The organism is Kitasatospora sp. NPDC057542 (assembly GCF_042801945.1).
Lineage (GTDB): Bacteria > Actinomycetota > Actinomycetes > Streptomycetales > Streptomycetaceae > Kitasatospora.
Map to the genome: position 1 here is coordinate 1 of NZ_JBHVFE010000037.1, position 17,387 is coordinate 17,387.

The 17,387-nt window shown below is 72.3% G+C and carries 11 protein-coding genes; 4 read left to right on the top strand and 7 right to left on the bottom strand.

Annotated elements, in window-relative coordinates; genetic code table 11:
* Window positions 1-44 precede the first annotated feature (44 nt).
* The 7 genes from ACFU7Y_RS07595 to ACFU7Y_RS07625 all read right to left on the bottom strand — a co-directional run bounded on the left by ACFU7Y_RS07595 (window position 45) and on the right by ACFU7Y_RS07625 (window position 11,805).
* Window positions 45-2,522, bottom strand: a complete 2,478-nt coding sequence (locus ACFU7Y_RS07595; RefSeq protein WP_224275876.1) for a SpoIIE family protein phosphatase — start codon at window positions 2,520-2,522, stop codon at window positions 45-47.
* A 148-nt stretch (window positions 2,523-2,670) separates the two neighbouring features.
* On the bottom strand, window positions 2,671-3,291 hold the full coding sequence (locus ACFU7Y_RS07600; RefSeq protein WP_224275877.1) for a TetR/AcrR family transcriptional regulator: 621 nt from the start codon (window positions 3,289-3,291) through the stop codon (window positions 2,671-2,673).
* Window positions 3,292-3,405: 114 nt separating this feature from the next.
* Window positions 3,406-5,004: a 4-coumarate--CoA ligase family protein gene (locus ACFU7Y_RS07605; RefSeq protein WP_224275878.1), complete on the bottom strand. Its 1,599-nt coding sequence runs from the start codon at window positions 5,002-5,004 to the stop codon at window positions 3,406-3,408.
* Between the two features lie 368 nt (window positions 5,005-5,372).
* Window positions 5,373-6,545: an acyl-CoA dehydrogenase family protein gene (locus ACFU7Y_RS07610; RefSeq protein ID WP_224275879.1), complete on the bottom strand. Its 1,173-nt coding sequence runs from the start codon at window positions 6,543-6,545 to the stop codon at window positions 5,373-5,375.
* Window positions 6,546-6,557: 12 nt separating this feature from the next.
* Entirely contained in the window at window positions 6,558-8,495 is a 1,938-nt protein-coding gene (locus ACFU7Y_RS07615) for an acetyl/propionyl/methylcrotonyl-CoA carboxylase subunit alpha (RefSeq protein WP_380766768.1), read from the bottom strand.
* A gap of 11 nt (window positions 8,496-8,506) precedes the next feature.
* Window positions 8,507-10,105, bottom strand: coding sequence for an acyl-CoA carboxylase subunit beta (locus tag ACFU7Y_RS07620; RefSeq protein WP_224275881.1), 1,599 nt, complete (start codon window positions 10,103-10,105; stop codon window positions 8,507-8,509).
* Complete coding sequence (locus ACFU7Y_RS07625; RefSeq protein WP_380766769.1) at window positions 10,102-11,805, bottom strand: acyclic terpene utilization AtuA family protein; 1,704 nt, start codon at window positions 11,803-11,805, stop codon at window positions 10,102-10,104. The genes ACFU7Y_RS07620 and ACFU7Y_RS07625 overlap by 4 nt, the downstream gene beginning before the upstream one ends.
* Window positions 11,806-12,387: 582 nt before the next feature.
* On the opposite strand from ACFU7Y_RS07625, the gene ACFU7Y_RS07630 reads away from it, so the two are divergent.
* The 4 genes from ACFU7Y_RS07630 to fumC all read left to right on the top strand — a co-directional run bounded on the left by ACFU7Y_RS07630 (window position 12,388) and on the right by fumC (window position 17,172).
* Complete coding sequence (locus tag ACFU7Y_RS07630) at window positions 12,388-13,443, top strand: alpha/beta fold hydrolase (RefSeq protein WP_224275883.1); 1,056 nt, start codon at window positions 12,388-12,390, stop codon at window positions 13,441-13,443.
* A gap of 38 nt (window positions 13,444-13,481) precedes the next feature.
* Window positions 13,482-13,607, top strand: a complete 126-nt coding sequence (locus ACFU7Y_RS07635) for a hypothetical protein (protein WP_263454544.1) — start codon at window positions 13,482-13,484, stop codon at window positions 13,605-13,607.
* Window positions 13,608-14,020: 413 nt separating this feature from the next.
* Entirely contained in the window at window positions 14,021-15,694 is a 1,674-nt protein-coding gene (locus ACFU7Y_RS07640; RefSeq protein WP_380766770.1) for an NAD-dependent malic enzyme, read from the top strand.
* Window positions 15,691-17,172 carry a class II fumarate hydratase gene (gene fumC, locus ACFU7Y_RS07645; protein WP_224275885.1) on the top strand — a complete coding sequence of 494 codons (1,482 nt, stop codon included), beginning with the start codon at window positions 15,691-15,693 and terminating at the stop codon, window positions 17,170-17,172. Before ACFU7Y_RS07640 ends, fumC begins: the two co-directional genes overlap by 4 nt.
* Window positions 17,173-17,387: the final 215 nt, after the last annotated feature.

Below are 17,387 nucleotides of genomic sequence, written 5' to 3' on the forward strand. Positions count from 1 at the left end.
CCCCCAGCGGGAACGGCCGTTCTCGTGTGCGGAACGATCGTTCTCTAGGCGGCCCCGAAGGGCAGCTCCAGCTCGGCCCAGACCACCTTGCCGTCCCGGGTGAGCCGGGTGCCCCAGCGCTGGGCCAGCTCGCTGACCAGGAACATGCCGCGCCCGCCCTCGTCCTGCTCGGCGAACGGGCGCAGCTGCGGGGTCTGGCCGCCGGCGTCGGAGACCTCCACGGTGAGCACCCGGTCGCGGAACAGCCGCAGCCGGCGCGGCGCCTCCGCGTGCAGCAGGGCGTTCGTGACCAGCTCGCTGACCAGCAGCTCCGCGTAGTCGGTGAGCGCCGACAGGCCCCAGGCCTCCAGGGTGGCGCGGGTGAAGCGGCGGGCTCTGCCGGGCAGTCGTCCTCCGCCGGACAGCGGCAGGGTGGCGATCCGGTCGGCGGGCAGCGGCAGCACCCGGGCCATGATCATCGCGATGTCGTCCTCGGTGCCGTCGGTGACCAGCGCCCCGAGGACGGCGTCGCAGCTCTCCTCCAGGGTCCGGCCGGGGCCGGCCAGGGTGCGGGCGAGCAGGTCGATCCCGGCGTCCAGGTCCTGGCCGCGCCGCTCGACCAGGCCGTCGGTGTAGAGCGCGACCATGCCGCCCTCGGGGATGGTGAACTCGATCGACTCGAAGGCCACCCCGCCGACGCCCAGCGGCACCCCGGGCGGCACCTCCACCCTGGCGGCGGTGCCGTCGGGGGCGACCCGGATCGGCGGCAGGTGCCCGGCCGAGGCGACCTGGACGGTGCGCTCCAGCGGGTCGTACACCGCGCAGATGCAGGTGGCGAACTGGCCCTCGCCGATACCGGAGGCGGTCTCGTCCAGTCGGGTGAGGACCTGCTCGGGCGGCATGTCGAGGGTGGCGAGGGTCCGGGCGACGGTGCGCAGCTGGCCCATCGTGGCGGCGGCCCGGATGCCGTGGCCCATCACGTCGCCGACCACCAGGGCGACCCGCCCGCAGGACAGCGGCACCACGTCGAACCAGTCGCCGCCGACCTCGCTGACGACGCTGCTGGGCAGGTAGCGGTAGGCGATCTCCAGGCCGAGGGTGCGGTGCACCTCCTGCGGCAGCAGGCTGCGCTGGAGGGTGAGCGCGGTCTCCCGCTCGCGGCGGTAGAGCCGGGCGTTGTCGAGCGCCAGCGCGGTGCGGGCGACCAGTTCCTCGGCGAGGGCGACATCGGCGGCGGTGAACGGCTCGGGGTTGCGCATCCGGATGAACTCCGAGCCGCCGAGCACCATGCCCCGGGCGGTGATCGGCACCATCAGGTACGAGTGGATGCCCGCCGCCATCCCGGGGGCCACCCGGTCCTCGCTGGAGACCAGTCCGCGCAGCACGTCCTCGTCCACGTGGGCGCGCAGCAGCGGCTTCCCGCTGCGCAGGCACTGGGTGTAGCTGCGGTCCGGGGTGTACTCGGAGGCCTCGCCGACCACGTCCACGGCGTGCGCGAGGCCGGTCTCGTAGGACTCACCGACGGCGACGGCGCGCAGCGTGACGTTCCGGTCGGAGGGGATCACGGTGGGCTCGGCGCCGCGCAGCACCGGCTCCAGCAGGTCGACGGTGGCGAAGTCGGCGAACCTCGGGACGACGGCCTCGATCAGTTCCTCGGCGGTGCGCTGGAGGTCGAGGGTGGTGCCGATCCGGGCGGTCGCCTCGGCGATGGTGGCGAGCCTCTCCTGGGCACGGACGGCGCGGGCCTCGGCCTGGAATCGCTCGGTGACGTCGATGATCGAGGAACAGACCCCGAGGATCCGGCCGGTGGAGTCCGCCAGCCGGAAGTAGGAGGCGGACCAGGCGCGGTCCCGCTTGGGATCGCCGGGGACCCGGCCGTGCGAGCGGGCGTCCACCACGGGCTTGCCGGTCTTCAGCACCTGGCGCATGATCTGCTCGATCTCGGTGCTGTTGATGCCGGGCAGCACCGCGGATATCCGGCGGCCGAGGTGGGCGGCGACCGGCACCCCGTTCATCCGGGCCAGCGCCTCGTTGATCCGGATGTAGCGCAGCTCGGTGTCGTAGACGGCCATGCCGATCGGCGAGCGGCCGAAGATGCCGTCCAGTACCGCGAGGTCGGCCTCGACGGCGTGCAGGGCGCGGGTGTCGGAGGCGGTGGCGAGCAGCAGCAGGGTACCGGCCGGGCCGGCGATCGGGTAGGTGCGGAACTCCAGGTCGACCTTGTGGCCGTCGCGGTGGCGCACCGGGAAGACGCCGGACCATCCGCTGCTGCTCATGATCCGCTGGAAGAGGCCGAGCACCTCGGAGCGGTCGGACTCGTCGGTGAGCAGCTGGGCGGCGTAGCTGCCGACGGCCTCCTCGGCGGAATAGCCGAGCAGGGCCTCTGCGTCCTCGCTCCAGTGCAGGATCAGTCCGTCGTCCTGGAGCAGCGCCGTCGCGAGGGGGACGAGCCGGTGGCCTTCAGGGCGGGCGCCCTCGGGACGTGCCTCGGAATCGCCCGGTGCCGGGTCGGCGGCGGTCGCGTCCCACTCGTGTCCGTGCATGATCAGGCAGCACCCCGGTTCGGCTCGTGCCCGGCCGGGTGGGCCTCGCGGTCCGTGCCGGCCGGGGTTCTTCTCCAGACTGCACGGACATCGGCCGCCCGGCGACCCCTTGGTCAGGGGGTGTCCGGCCGCTCCGGGTGTACGGGCGTCATGGGCGTACCGGCCGCAGCGTACTCTCCAGAACGGCCGCCCACTGCCGGATCACTCCGGAACGTCGGTTGCTGTCGTCGGTGAGCAGGTTGGCGAGGCCCAGTCCGCGGGCGAGGTCCAGCGTGGCCTGCACCGATTCGCGCACCCCGGGGCGGTTCTCGTCGGCGTCCAGGAACTCCACGGCGGCCCGGTGGGCCTCCCGTCCGACATGGCCCTCCAGGGCGATGATCCGCTCGCGCAGCGCCTCCTCGGTGGCGGCGGCGGTCCACAGGTGCAGGGCGGCGCGGAACAGCGGGCCGGTGTAGAGGCGCACGATCATGTCGACCACGGCCCGGGTGCGGTCCGGCCCGGCGGCCGGCAGCTCGCCCGCGTGGGCGCGGACGGCTGCCAGCCGCTCGGCGGTGACGTGTTCGACGGCCGCGGTGAAGAGGTCCTCGCGGGTCGGGAAGTGGTGCTGGGCCGCGCCCCGGGAGACCCCGGCCCGCTCGGCGACGACGGCGACGGTGGAGCCGTGCCAGCCGAGCTCGGCCAGGCAGTCCACGGCCGCCGCGAGCAGCCGGGCCCTGGTCGCTCGGCTGCGGTCCTGCTGCGGGGTGCGGGCGGAGGGGTGGCTGGTCATGGCGGCGGGCGGTTCCTGTTCCGGTCGGGGCGCGGCGGGTCCCGGTCGGGGCGCGACGGGAAGATCCTCACAGACGGGCGCCGGTCTTCGGCCGCCGGGGTGGGCCCCGGCCGGTCAGCGAACGGCGGCGCGCCCGGCCTCGCGGGCACGCAGTTCACGGCGGAGGATCTTGCCGGCCGCGGACTTCGGGACGGCGTCCACGAACTCCACCGCGCGGACCTTCTTGTACGGGGCGACGTGTCCGGCGACGTACCCGGTGACCTCTTCCGCGGTCAGGCCGCTGCCCGGGGCGCGGACCACGAAGGCCTTGGGGCACTCGGTTCCCTCGGCGTCCGGGACCCCGATCACGGCGGCGTCGGTGATCTGCGGGTGGCCGAGCAGGACGGCCTCCAGCTCCGCGGGGGCCACCTGGTAGCCCTTGTACTTGATCAGTTCCTTGACCCGGTCGACGATGTGCAGGTAGCCGCGTTCGTCCACGAAGCCGACGTCGCCGGTGTGCAGCCAGCCCTCGGCGTCGACCACCGCCGCGGTCTCGGAGGGGCGGCCGAGGTAGCCCTTCATCACCTGCGGGCCGCGGATCAGCAGCTCGCCTCGCTCGCCGGGCCCGAGGTCGCCGTCGGAGCCGTCCAGGGCGGCGATCCGCAGCTCGGTGGAGGGGACCATCCGGCCGACCGAGCCGGGCGACGGGTCGCCCTCGCGCGGGGAGACGACGTGGGTGACCGGGGAGAGCTCGGTCATGCCGTAGCCCTGGAGCAGGTGTGGCAGGCCCAGGCGCCGGGCGCATGCGTCGGCGAGTTCGTGGTCCAGTGGGGCGGCGGCGCACAGCAGGTACTCGACGGAGGAGAGGTCGTACTGCTCCACGATCGGGTGCCGGGCCAGCGCGAGGGCGATCGGCGGGGCGACCACCAGCGCCTGCACCCGGTGTTCCTGGACCGCACGGCAGAACTGCTCCAGGTCGAAGCGGGGCAGCACGACCACGGTGGCGCCGCAGCGCAGCGGCTGGTTGAGCAGCGCGGCCAGTCCGTAGATGTGGAAGAACGGCAGGACGGCGAGCACCCGTTCGCCCTCGGCGGGGCGGTAGAGGGCGTCGCACTGGGCGAGGTTGGTGGCGATCGAGCGGTGGGTGAGCATCACGCCCTTGGGCAGGCCGGTGGTGCCGCTGGAGTACGGCAGCACGGCGATGTCCTCTCCGGGGTCGATGGCGACCTCGGGGGCGGGACCGGTGGCGGCCAGCAGGTCGGTGATCGAGCGGTGGCCCTCGGCGCCGTCCAGGACGACGATCTCGGCCAGCGGGCGGCCCTGTTCGGTGAGCAGTTCGGCAGCCGCACGGGCGGTCGGCAGGAACGAGGAGACGGTGACCAGCCAGCGGGCGCCGCTGTCGCGCAGCTGGCCGGCCAGATCGACGGGCGTGGCGAAGGAGGAGACCGTGGTGACGGTGGCGCCGGCCCTGGTCGCGCCGTAGTAGGCCATCGGGTAGGCGGTCGAGTTGGGGCTGAAGAGGGCGACGACGTCGCCGCGGCGCACGCCTGTCTCGGCCAGTCCTGCGGCCACCCGCTCGACGGCGGCGGCGAGTTGGGCGTAGCTGATGGTCTCGCCGGTGAGGCCGTCGATCAGGGCGGGCCGGTCGCCGTGCCTCGCCGCGGCGCCGAGCACCGCTTCATGGATCGGCAGGTCGACCACGGGGACGTCGGGGAACTCGCTTCGGAACACCAAGGTGAGCCTCCAGTAAGGAAGTTGACGCAGCAACAAAACCGGTGCGCAATTCGGTGCGGGGCGCGTTCAGGAGCATACGGACAGTCAGGGGCCTGGCTCGTCCATTGTGGGGAACCGGGGGGTGGAGCATGCGTGGCGCGGTTGGTCCCGGAGGGCGCCTGACAGCACCGCGAAGCCCGGCGCACGGCGGTGCCCGCCGTGGACTCCGTCCGGGTGTTCCCGAAGCGGGACTCCCCGGACGCGCCGGTCCACGGTGCCACCGGCCGCGCCGAGCCGCGGCCGGTCACCTGCGGCGGCAGGCTCGACCCGCCGCACCGGATGTCAGGACGGCACCGTGGCGTTCACTCACCCGAGTGCGGCTCGGTGACTCAGTACGACTTGGGCAGGCCGAGGGTGTGCTGGGCCACGTAGTTGAGCACCATCTCGCGGCTGACCGGGGCGACCCGGCCGACCCGGGTGGCGGCCAGCAGCGCGCCCAGCCCGTACTCCTGGGTCAGGCCGTTGCCGCCGAGGGTCTGCACCGCCTGGTCGACCGTACGGGCGGCGGCCTCGCCGGCGGCGTACTTGGCCATGTTGGCGGCCTCCCCGGCGGCGAGGTCCTCGCCCGCGTCGTAGAGCAGTCCGGCCTTCTGGGTCATCAGCCGGGCCAGCTCGATCTCCACCGCGCACTGGGCGAGCGGGTGGGCCAGGCCCTGGTGGGCTCCGATCGGGGTGGACCAGACGGTGCGGGTCTTCGCGTACTCGACCGCCTTGCCGAGGGCCTGGCGGGCGAGGCCGAGCGAGAAGGCGGCGGTGAGGATGCGCTCGGGGTTGAGGCCGGCGAAGAGCTGGAGCAGGCCCGCGTTCTCGTCGCCGACCAGGGCGTCGGCGGGCAGCCGGACGTCGTCCAGGAAGACCTGGAACTGCTTCTCCGGGGCGACGATCTCCATCGGGATCGCCCGGTACTCGAAGCCGGGGGTCTCGCGCGGGACGACGAACAGGCAGGGCTTCAGCCTGCCGGTGCGAGCGTCCTCGGTGCGGGCCACGAACAGCACCGCGTCACAGTGGTCGATGCCGGAGACGAAGACCTTGCGGCCGGTCAGCACCCAGTCGTCGCCGTCCCGGCGGGCGACGGTGGAGATCCGGTGCGCGTTGGAACCGGCGTCCGGTTCGGTGATGCCGAAGGCCATCTTGCGACTGCCGTCGGCCAGGCCGGGCAGCCAGCGGCGCTTCTGCTCCTCGGTGCCGTAGCGGGCGATCACGGTGCCGCAGATCGCCGGGGAGACGATGAGCAGCAGCAGCGGGCAGCCGGCGGTGCCGAGTTCCTCCAGGACGATGGCGAGGTCGGTGATGCCGCCGCCCCCGCCGCCGTACTCGGCGGGCAGGTTGACGCCGAGGTAGCCGGCCTTGCCGGCCTCCGCCCACAGTTCCTCGGCGGGCTCGCCGGCCCGGGCCTTGGCGAGGTAGTAGGCGGAGCCGTAGCGGCGGCCGAGGTCGCCGACGGCCCGGCGCAGGGTCTGGCGTTCGGGGGTTTCCAGGAGCTGACTGCCGATGCTGGACATTCGGGTCCTTCCTCAGGCTTCGGTGGGCTGGACAACGGCCAGCAGGGTGCCGGTTTCGACCTGCCGGCCGGGGGTGGCGCGCAGTTCGACGAGGGTGCCGTCGGCCGGGGCGGCGACGCGGTGCTCCATCTTCATCGCCTCCAGCACCAGGAGCGGCTGGCCGGCGGTGACGGGGTCCCCGACGGCGGCGACGACCCGGACGACGGTGCCGGGCATCGGGGCGAGCAGCGCCCCGGGGTCGGTGCGGACGGTGGGGTCGGGGAAGCGCGGCAGGGCGGTGAGCGCGGTGCCGCCGGCCGGGGTGTCGACGTGCACCCGGTCGCCGTACCGCGCGACGCGATAGGTGCGCCGGAGCCCGTCCTCGGACAGCACGACCCGGTCCGGCGCCGCCTCGACGAGTTCGACCTCCGGGTGGTCCTCGGCCAGCAGGCCGCTGCGGGTGTGCCGGTAACGGACCGCCGACTCGGTGCCGTCCTCCGCCCGGTAGCGCTTGAGCTGCGGCTGGGAGGGCAGGTTGCGCCAGCCGGAGGGCAGGGCGCCGCGGCGGCCCGCGGCGTCGGCGAGGGCGGCGGCCAGCGCCGCGCGTTCGACGCCCTTGGTGTCCGGGGCGGTGAGTTCGGCCGTGTGCTCGGCCAGGAAGCCGGTGTGCAGGTCCGCGGCCAGGAAGGCCGGGTGGCGCAGCGCGCGGACCAGCAGCTCCCGGTTGGTGGCCGGACCGTGGATGCGGGCGCGGGCGAGCGCGTCGGCGAGCCGACGGGCGGCGGCGGCGCGGGTGGGCGCCCAGGCGATCACCTTGGCGAGCATCGCGTCGTAGTGCGGGGTGATCTCGCTGCCGGCTTCCACGCCGGAGTCCAGCCGGAGCCCGGTGCCGGTGAACTCCTGGTACGGCAGCGTGAGTTCGAGCCGGTGCAGGGTACCGGTGGCGGGCTGCCAGTCCTTGGCCGGGTCCTCGGCGTAGAGCCGGGCCTCGATCGCGTGGCCGCGGGGGGCCGGGGGCTCGGCCGGCAACTGCGCGCCCTCGGCGACGGCGAGTTGCAGCGCCACCAGGTCCAGGCCGGTGACCGCCTCGGTGACCGGGTGTTCGACCTGGAGGCGGGTGTTCATCTCCAGGAAGAAGAACCGGCCGTCCTCGGCGAGCAGGAACTCGGCGGTGCCGGCGCCCGTGTAGCCGATCGCCCTGGCCGCGTCGCGGGCCGCCGCGTGCAGTTCGGCGCGGACCTCCGCCGGCAGGCCGGGGGCCGGGGCCTCCTCGATCACCTTCTGGTGCCGCCGTTGCAGCGAGCAGTCGCGGTCGCCGACCGCCCAGACGGTGCCGTGGGCGTCGGCCAGCAGCTGGACCTCGACGTGCCGTCCGGCGGGCAGGTAGCGCTCGCAGAACACCTCGTCCGAGCCGAAGGCCTTGGCCGCCTCCGCGCGGGCGGCCGCCAGTTCGCCGGGGAGGTCCGCCAGGCTCCGGACGACGCGCATGCCGCGCCCGCCGCCGCCCGCCGCGGCCTTGACCAGCAGCGGCAGGTCCGCCTCGGTGGGCTCGGTGAGCGCGCCCAGCACCGGCACCCCGGCCTCGGCCATCAGCCGCTTGGCGGCGGTCTTGGAGCCCATCGCGGCGATCGCGGCCGGCGGCGGGCCGACCCAGACCAGGCCCGCGTCCAGCACCGCCTGCGCGAAGTCGGCGCTCTCGGACAGGAACCCGTACCCGGGGTGGACGGCGTCGGCACCGGCGGCCAGCGCGGCCCGGACGATCAGGTCGGCGCGCAGGTAGGTGTCGGCGGGCGCGGCACCGGGCAGCCGGACGGCCGCGTCGGCCTCGCGCACGTGCGGGGCGCCGGCGTCCGGATCGGAGTGGACGGCGGTGGTCGCGACGCCGAGCTCCCGGCAGGTGCGGAAGACCCGGCGGGCGATCTCGCCCCGGTTGGCGACCAGCAGGTTGGTGATCGAAGTCCTGGAAGTCATCACGCGTTCCCTCACAGTCGGAAGACGCCGTAGCCACGCGCACCCTCGACCGGCGCGTTGTGGATCGCGGACAGACACAGGCCGAGCACCGTGCGGGTGTCGCGCGGGTCGATGACGCCGTCGTCGTAGAGCCGGCCGGAGAGGAACACCGGCAGCGACTCGGCCTCGATCTGCTGCTCGACCATCGCGCGGATCGCCGCGTCCGCGTCCTCGTCGTACGGCTGTCCCTTCGCCGCGGCGGACTGCCGGGCGACGATCGACAGCACCCCGGCGAGCTGTTGCGGGCCCATCACCGCGGACTTGGCGCTCGGCCAGGCGAACAGGAAGCGCGGCTCGAAGGCGCGGCCGCACATGCCGTAGTGGCCGGCCCCGTACGAGGCGCCCATCAGCACCGACAGGTGCGGGACGGTGGAGTTGGCGACCGCGTTGATCATCATCGCGCCGTGCTTGATGATGCCGCCCTGCTCGTAGTCCTTGCCGACCATGTAGCCGGTGGTGTTGTGCAGGAAGAGCAGCGGGGTGTTCCGCTGGTTCGCCAGCTGGATGAACTGGGCGGCCTTCTGGGACTCCTGGCTGAACAGCACGCCCTGCGCGTTGGCCAGGATGCCGACCGGGTAGCCGTGGAGGCGGGCCCAGCCGGTGGCCAGGCTGGTGCCGTAGAGCGGCTTGAACTCGTCGAAGTCGGAGCCGTCGACGATCCGGGCGATCACCTCGCGCGGGTCGAAGGGCACCTTGAGGTCGCCGGGGACGATGCCCAGCAGCTCCTCCTCGTCGTGCTTCGGCGGCTCGGCCAGCGGGTCCGGGTCGGGGCCGGGCTTGCGGTGGTCGAGCCGGGCGACGATCCGGCGGGCGATCCGCAGGGCGTCCGCCTCGTCCGTCGCCACGTGGTCGGCCAGGCCGGAGGTGCGGGCGTGCATCTCGGCGCCGCCGAGCGACTCGTCGTCGGCCTCCTCGCCGGTGGCCATCTTCACCAGCGGCGGGCCGCCGAGGAAGACCTTGGCCCGCTCCTTGACCAGTACGGTGTGGTCGGACATGCCGGGCACGTAGGCACCGCCGGCCGTCGAGTTGCCGAAGACCACGGCCACGGTGGGGATTCCGGCGGCGGAGAGCCGGGTGAGGTCGCGGAACAGGGCTCCGCCGGGGATGAAGATCTCCTTCTGGCTGGGCAGGTCGGCGCCGCCGGACTCGACCAGGTTCACCAGCGGGAGGCGGTTGCGCAGCGCGACCTCGTTGGCCCGCAGGGCCTTGCGCAGCGTCCAGGGGTTGCTGGCGCCGCCGCGCACGGTCGGGTCGTTCGCGGTGATCACGCACTCGACGCCCTCGATCACCCCGATGCCGGTGACCAGCGCGGCGCCGACCGGGTGGTCGCTGCCCCAGGCGGCCAGCGGGGACAGCTCCAGGAACGGCGAGTCCTGGTCGACCAGCAGCTCGATCCGTTCGCGGGCCGGCAGCTTGCCGCGCTTCCGGTGGCGTTCCAGGTACTTGGGGCCGCCTCCGGCCAGGGCCTTGGCGTGTTCGGCGTCCAGGTCGGCCAGCTTGGCGAGCATCGCGGCGCGGTGCTCGGCGTACTCGGGCCCGGCCGGGTCGACGCGGGTGGGCAGGACGGTCACAACAGGACCTCCGGAATGTCGAGGTGGCGGGCACGCAGCCACTCCCCGAGGGCCTTGGCCTGCGGGTCGAAGCGGTGCCGGGCGGCGACGCCCTCGCCGAGCAGGCCGGTGAGGGTGAAGTTGACCGCGCGCAGGTTCGGCAGCAGGTTCCGGGTGACGGGCAACTCTGCTGTCTCGGGGAGGAGTTCGCGCAGTCTTTCAACGGTGAGGGCGTGCGCCAGCCAGCGCCAGCCCTCCTCGGAGCGGGCCCAGACGCCGAGGTTGGCGTCCCCGCCCTTGTCCCCGCTGCGGGCGCCGGCCACCAGGCCGAGCGGGGCCCGCCGGGTGGGACCGGCCGGCAGCGGTTCGGGCAGCTCACCCTCCACCGGGTGGGCCTGGGCGGTGACGGGCGGCGGGGGTACGGCGATCCGGCGGCCGTCCGGCAGGACGGCGGTGTGCTCGACGGCCTTCGCATCGACGTATGCGGCGCTGAACACCCCGTACGGAGCGCCCGGTCCGGGTGGGGCGGTGAGGTGGAAGCCCGGGTACCCGGCCAGCCCCAACTCGACGGCGGCCTTGCCGAGTTCGCGGCCGACCTTGGCCGGGTCCGGGTCGCGGGCGGACAGCCGGAGCAGGGCGGAGGCGGCCTCCTCGGTCGAGGCGTCCGGATGGTCGGTGCGGGCCAGTGTCCAGCGCAGTTCGGCGGGACGGGCGCCGGGCGGCAGGGCGGCGGCGAACTGCCGCCGCACCAGGGCGGCCTTGGCCTCGATGTCGAGGCCGGTGAGGATGAACACCACCTCGTTGAGGTGGCCGCCGAGCCGGTTGAGGCCCGCCTTCAGGGTGGGCGGCGGGGCCTCGCCGCGCACGCCGTCGATCCGGACCCGGTCCGGGCCCTCCTCGGTGAGCCGTACGGTGTCCAGCCGGGCCGTGACGTCCGGGCCGAGGTAGTGCGGTCCACCGGTCTCGTACAGGAGTTGGGCGGTGACGGTGCCGGTGGTGACGGCGCCGCCGGTGCCCGGGTGCTTGGTGATCACGCTGGAGCCGTCGGCGTGCAGTTCGGCGAGCGGGAAGCCGGGGCGGGTCACGTCGTGCTCGCGGAAGAAGGCGTAGTTGCCGCCTGTCGCCTGGGCGCCGCACTCCAGGACGTGGCCGGCCACCACGGCGCCGGCCAGGGCGTCCAGGTCCTCCGAGGTCCAGCCGAAATGGGCGATCCCGGGGCCGACGACCAGTGCCGCGTCCGTCACCCGGCCGGTCACCACCACGTCGGCGCCGCCGGCCAGGCAGGCCGCGATGCCGAACCCGCCGAGGTAGGCGTTGGCGGCCAGCAGGCCCTCGGGCAGGCCCAGTTCGGCCCGGCGCGGAAGCAGGTCGTCGCCCTCGACGTGGGCGACGGCCGCCTCGACGCCGAGCCGCCGGGCCAGCACGCGCAGCTCCTCGGCGAGCCGGGCCGGGTTGAGGCCGCCCGCGTTGACCACGACCTTCACGTCGCGCTCGCGGGCCAGCCCGAGGCACTCCTCCATCTGGCGCAGGAAGGTCCGGGCGTAGCCGAGCGACGGATCCTTCAGCCGGTCCCGGGCCAGGATCAGCATGGTCAGCTCGGCCAGGTAGTCCCCGGTGAGCACGTCCAGCGGCCCGCCGGTGAGCATCTCCCGCACCGCGGCGAAGCGGTCCCCGTAGAACCCCGAGGCGTTGCCGATCCGCAGTACCGCGCTGTCGCGCACCAATGCGCCTCCCCTGCCGGTGAGTTGGTTGCGCCCGGGCGGGCACCGCCGGGCAGCAGCGTGGCACCGCCCGGAGAAAAAAGCAATCACGCTTGCTTGTTTCTCCGAATCCGGCCCCACTCGCCCGACACGCGGAGGTGCCACCGGAAGTCCCGGTCGGCGGTTGGAAGCCGCAGTTCGCGGCACCCGGGCCACGAGGCTCCGGGGGCGGCATGTCGGGACCGGCAGCTGGACCGTGACTCTTCGAGCCGCGCGGATTCGCGAGCATCCCGACCGATGCGGTCCCGCGGCTGGGGACCTTCTGCGACCCGGTGGAGCCCGAGGCCCGCACCAACGTCGCCCCCCTTGCAGTCGCATGCTGCCCGCCCCCGCAATCCGTGCATCACTCACCGCTGTTGCGCCGTCACTCTGACGGGTGTTGCATGGCAGAGGCGAGGCGCCGGCGCGAGGGCCCACGGAAATGACGGAAACCGGGTACGGGCGTCATGCGAATTGCGATTGCCGGCCGATTCACTGTGCCACGTTCACCGTGCCACGCGATCGGCGGCCCGCCGGTGTCGCCTCAGGCGAGGAGGTTCATCGATGGAAATGCCCGAGAGAATCACACACAGCCGTCGTAAATTCCTCGGCGCCGCTGCCGCGACCGCCGTGGCGGCCCAACTCGGCATGACTGGTGACGCGCAAGCGCGGTCCGAAATGGGAAGGCCTGAGGCATCTGCCGCGACTGGGCCGGGGCCCAGCGGATTCCTTGGCCCGGTGAAGCAGATCGATGCCGGCGATCTGAGCGTGGGATACGTCGAAGCCGGGCCCGCGGACGGACGGCCGGTCGTACTCCTGCACGGCTGGCCCTACGACATTCACAGCTATGTCGCGGTCACGCCCCTGCTCGCGGCGAAGGGGTACAGGGTGGTCGTCCCCTATCTGCGCGGCCACGGCACCACGCGGTTCCTCTTGGGCGAAACGCCCAGAAAGGCCCAACAGTCGGCGTTTGCCCTCGACCTCATCGCCCTGATGGACGCCCTCGGGATCGACAGGGCCATCCTCGCCGGATATGACTGGGGATCACGGACCGCCGACATCGTAGCGGCCCTCTGGCCGGAGCGCTGCAAGGCGCTGATCTCCACGACCGGGTATCTGGTCGTCAACGTCGAGGCCAACAAGATGCCGACGCCACCGACGAGTGAATGGGCGTGGTGGTATCAGTACTACTTCGCCACCGACAGGGGCGTGCTCGGCCTTGAGAAGTACCGACGCGACCTGGCCAGGCTCGTATGGAAGTTCAACTCCCCGACCTGGACCTTCGACGATGCGACCTTCGATCGCACGGCCGCCGCGTTCGACAACCCGGACTACGTCGACATCGTGATCGACAACTACCGCTGGCGACTCGGCCTGGCCGAGGGTGATCCCCGGTACGACGCCTTCGAGAAACTCCTCGCCACAGCCCCTGTCATCCAGGTGCCGACGATCACCATCGACGGCGCGCACGATCCATTTACGCCTCCGGGAAATGGATCGGCTTATCGCAAGAAGTTCGTCGGCACATACGCGCACAAGACCCTGGAGGCAGGGCACAACGTTCCGCAGGAGGCTCCGAAGGCCTTCGCGGCGGCTGTCGTCGAAGTCGACGGCTTCTGACCACGCTCCTGAACTTCGGAGAGTTGCATGATGGCCCGATGAACGGCAGGGAGCGGTATCCACGCGAGCACGCGTCCCTGGAGCACGCCCTCGCCATGACCGGCTGCACCACGACCAGGGACATCGTCCTGGCTGAAGTCGCCGGCCGGTCGGCTGGTGGTTAGCCTGAAGACAGAATGGCGGATGAGGCGCCGCGGCGAAATCGGTGGCGTCTCGACACGCGGCGCTCCTGCGAGCGGTCGGGCAACCGGCGCCGCGCCGTCCTGACAAACCTTCACACTGCTGAACTCACGCTGCGCCGGGCGTGAGCCGGTGGCTGCGTTTGCGCGTGCCGGCCGACCGAGTTCGCGCTTCGGGCTTACCGACGGCGATTTCGGCCCGTCGGCCAGCAGCGGCGGCAACGCCGACTGTCCGGCGACGCTCGGAACCCAACATCCGCTTGATGGCCCTTGACGGCCTGAGGGAATTCGTCCCCGCCACGACGGATCGACCTGCGAGCGGCTTGGCACGGGAGCGTTCGTGCCCCCTCGGTCATCCCGGTCGGAGATGAGACGGCATTCCCGTGGAGGAGGATCTCATGCCCGAGAGCCACGCACGGACCCCCGCTGTCCCCAGCATCCTGGTGGATCCGCTGCGCAACCGCGGCGTCGCCTTCACACAGCAGGAGCGGGAGGCCCTCGGCCTCACCGGACGGCTGCCCTCCGGAGTGCTCGCGCTCGAGCGGCAGGCTCAACGTGCCTACTGGCAGTTGCAGGCCCAGGGGAGCGACCTGGCCAAGAACGTCTACCTGGAACAGCTGCACGACCGCAACGAAACCCTCTACTTCAAGCTCCTCACCGAGCACCTCGAAGAGCTGCTGCCGATCGTCTACGACCCCGTCGTGGGTGAGGCGATCGAGAAGTACTCCCACGAGTACCGGCGCCCGCGCGGCATCTTCCTGTCCATCGACCGGCCCGACGACATGCAGAGGGCCTTCGCCACGCTTCAACTCGGACCGCGGGACGTCGACCTGATCGTGTGCACCGACGCGGAGGAGATCCTGGGCATCGGTGACTGGGGCGTGGGAGGCGTCCTGATCTCGGTCGGCAAGCTCGCCGTGTACACGGCGGCCGCCGGCATCGACCCGCGCCGCGTCGTTCCCGTGTCGCTGGATGTCGGTACGGACCGGGCATCGTTGCTGGAGGACCCGCTGTATCTGGGCAACCGACACCCCCGTGTCCGCGGCGCCGACTACGACGCGTTCATCGAGAAGTACCTGGAGACGGCATCGTCCGCGTTCCCCGGTGCTCTCCTGCACTTCGAGGACTTCGGTCCCAGCAACGCACGGCGGATCCTGGAGCAGTACGGCGGCCGCTATCGGATCTTCAACGACGACATGCAGGGCACCGGAGCCATCACGCTGGCCGCAGCGCTGTCCGCGGTCAAGGTCACCGGTGTGCGGATGCGGGACCAGAAGCTGGTCGTCTTCGGCGCCGGGACCGCCGGGGTGGGCATCGCGGACCAGCTACGCGACGCGATGGTCCGCGACGGCGCGGATCCGGAGCGGGCCACCGCCCAGGTGTGGCTGATCGACAGGCAAGGGCTGCTCACCCGGGACATGACCGACCTGCGCGACTTCCAGCAGACCTACGCCCGCGATCCGGCCGAGGTCGCGGACTGGGGGCGGCACGACGGCGCGATCCCGCTCCTGGAAACGGTCCGGCGGGTCAACCCGACGATCCTGCTGGGCACTTCCACCGTGCACGGTGCTTTCACGCGCGAGGTCGTCGAGGCCATGTCCGAGGGTACCGAGCGGCCGGTCATCTTCCCGATCTCCAACCCCACCTCCCGGATCGAGGCCATGCCCGCCGACGTCATCGCCTGGTCCAGGGGCAAGGCGCTCGTCGCAACCGGCATCCCCGTCCCGCCCGTGGAACACGACGGTGTGACCTACCGGATCGGGCAGGCCAACAACGCGCTGCTCTACCCGGGACTCGGCCTGGGCACGATCGTCTCCGGCGCGTCCCAGGTGACCGCGGCCATGCTGCTCGCGGCCGCGCAGGCGGTCGCGGACCAGGTCGACCCGTCGGGGCCGGGCGCCTCCCTGCTGCCTCCCGTGAAGAACCTCCGGGAGTCCTCGGCGATCACCGCGACCGCGGTGGTCCAGGCGGCGCTCGACGACGGCGTGGCCACCTGCAAGCCGACCGACGCCGGAAAGGCCGTCCGGGAGGCCATGTGGGAGCCGGTCTACGCTGACGGAGCGACGTCATGACCACAGAGCACCACGGCGTGGACCGGACCGGGTCGGCTGGTCGGGACGAAGCCCCGAAGATCCTCGACATCCCCATCGGTCTGCACGCGACCGGGACCCGGCGGGAGACCGACTCCATGGGCGCCGTCGACGTCCCCGCGGACCGCTACTGGGGCGCCCAGACGCAACGGTCCCTGATCCACTTCTCCATCGGGGACGACCGGATGCCCAAAGCGGTCTACCACGCCTACGGCTACGTCAAGAAGGCAGCCGCCCGCGTCAACGGGCACGCCGGGCGGCTGCCGGCCTGGAAGGCCGACCTGATCCAGCGGGTGGCCGACGAGGTCATCGCGGGCAAACTGGACGATCACTTCCCGCTGTACGTGTGGCAGACAGGGTCCGGTACGCAGTCCAACATGAACACCAACGAGGTGATCAGCAACCGTGCCATCCAGCTCCTCGGTGGAGAGCTGGGCAGCAAGTTCCCGATCCACCCCAACGACCACGTCAACCTGGGGCAGTCCTCCAACGACACCTTCCCCACCGCCATGCACATCGCCGCGGTCAAGGAGATCCACGAGCACCTGCTGCCCAGTGTGCAGGCGCTGCAACAAGCCATCGAGACCAAGGCACAGCAGTGGCACGACGTGGTGAAGATCGGCCGCACCCACCTGGAGGACGCCGTCCCCCTCACCGTGGGGCAGGAATGGTCCGGCTACGCCCGCCAGCTGCAACAAGCCATCGGCCAGGTCACCAGGTCCGCCGAGGGCCTGAACGAACTCGCCATGGGCGGCACCGCGGTCGGGACCGGGCTGAACGCCCCACCCGGATTCGGCGAGCAGGTCGCCGCCGAGATCGCCACCGCGACCGGCTACCCGTTCATCACCGCGCAGAACAAATTCGCGGCCCAGGGCGGCCTGGACGCCATGGTCGGCGCCTCCGCCGGACTGCGGGCCTTGGCCGTGCCGCTGATGAAGATCGCCAACGACATCCGCTGGCTGTCCTCCGGACCTCGCTGCGGCCTCGACGAACTCATCCTCCCGGCGAACGAGCCGGGCTCCTCGATCATGCCCGGCAAGGTCAACCCGACCCAGTGCGAGGCGATGGTCATGGTCTGCATCCAGGTGCTGTCAGAGGACACGGCCATCGCCTTCGCCGGCTCCCAGGGCAACTTCGAACTGAACGCCATGCGCCCGGTCATCATCAGCAACTTCCTGCACGCGGCGACCATCCTCGCCGACGCCTGCACCAAGATGCGCGAGTTCTGCATCGAGGGCACCCAGCTCAACCGGGAGCAGATCGACAGCTACGTCGACCGCTCACTCATGCTGGTCACCGCCCTCTCGCCCGTGATCGGCTACGACAGGGCCTCGGCGATCGCCCACAAGGCCAACGACGAGGACAGCACCCTGCGCGAGGCTGCACTGGCCTCCGGCTACATCAGCGCCGAGGAGTTCGACCGCATCGTCCGCCCCGCCGCCATGGTCGGTCAGACGTAGGACAGCTCCGGCCGAAGCCGGCGGGTCAGCTCGTGCGGGTTCGGCCCGCGCGGCGCGGCGTCCTCCCCCGATGCGCGGTCACCCGGGGCTGAAGGCCGTGAGGACCCGGTTCGCACCGGGCGGCACGGGCAACGGCTGGGTACGGCCCCTCCCCGCGCCGCACGCCGGACGGCACCCGATCGACGACGGGGTGCGCCGAAATCCGGTTGACCCGC

Excerpts from the sequence above, each read along its gene's own strand:
- ACFU7Y_RS07595 (WP_224275876.1), bottom strand. The coding sequence starts at position 2,522 with ATGCACGGACACGAGTGGGACGCGACCGCCGCCGACCCGGCACCGGGC.
- ACFU7Y_RS07600 (WP_224275877.1), bottom strand. The coding sequence starts at position 3,291 with ATGACCAGCCACCCCTCCGCCCGCACCCCGCAGCAGGACCGCAGCCGA.
- ACFU7Y_RS07610 (WP_224275879.1), bottom strand. The coding sequence starts at position 6,545 with ATGTCCAGCATCGGCAGTCAGCTCCTGGAAACCCCCGAACGCCAGACC.
- ACFU7Y_RS07615 (WP_380766768.1), bottom strand. The coding sequence starts at position 8,495 with ATGACTTCCAGGACTTCGATCACCAACCTGCTGGTCGCCAACCGGGGC.
- ACFU7Y_RS07630 (WP_224275883.1), top strand. The coding sequence starts at position 12,388 with ATGGAAATGCCCGAGAGAATCACACACAGCCGTCGTAAATTCCTCGGC.
- ACFU7Y_RS07635 (WP_263454544.1), top strand. The coding sequence starts at position 13,482 with ATGAACGGCAGGGAGCGGTATCCACGCGAGCACGCGTCCCTGGAGCAC.
- ACFU7Y_RS07640 (WP_380766770.1), top strand. The coding sequence starts at position 14,021 with ATGCCCGAGAGCCACGCACGGACCCCCGCTGTCCCCAGCATCCTGGTG.
- fumC (WP_224275885.1), top strand. The coding sequence starts at position 15,691 with ATGACCACAGAGCACCACGGCGTGGACCGGACCGGGTCGGCTGGTCGG.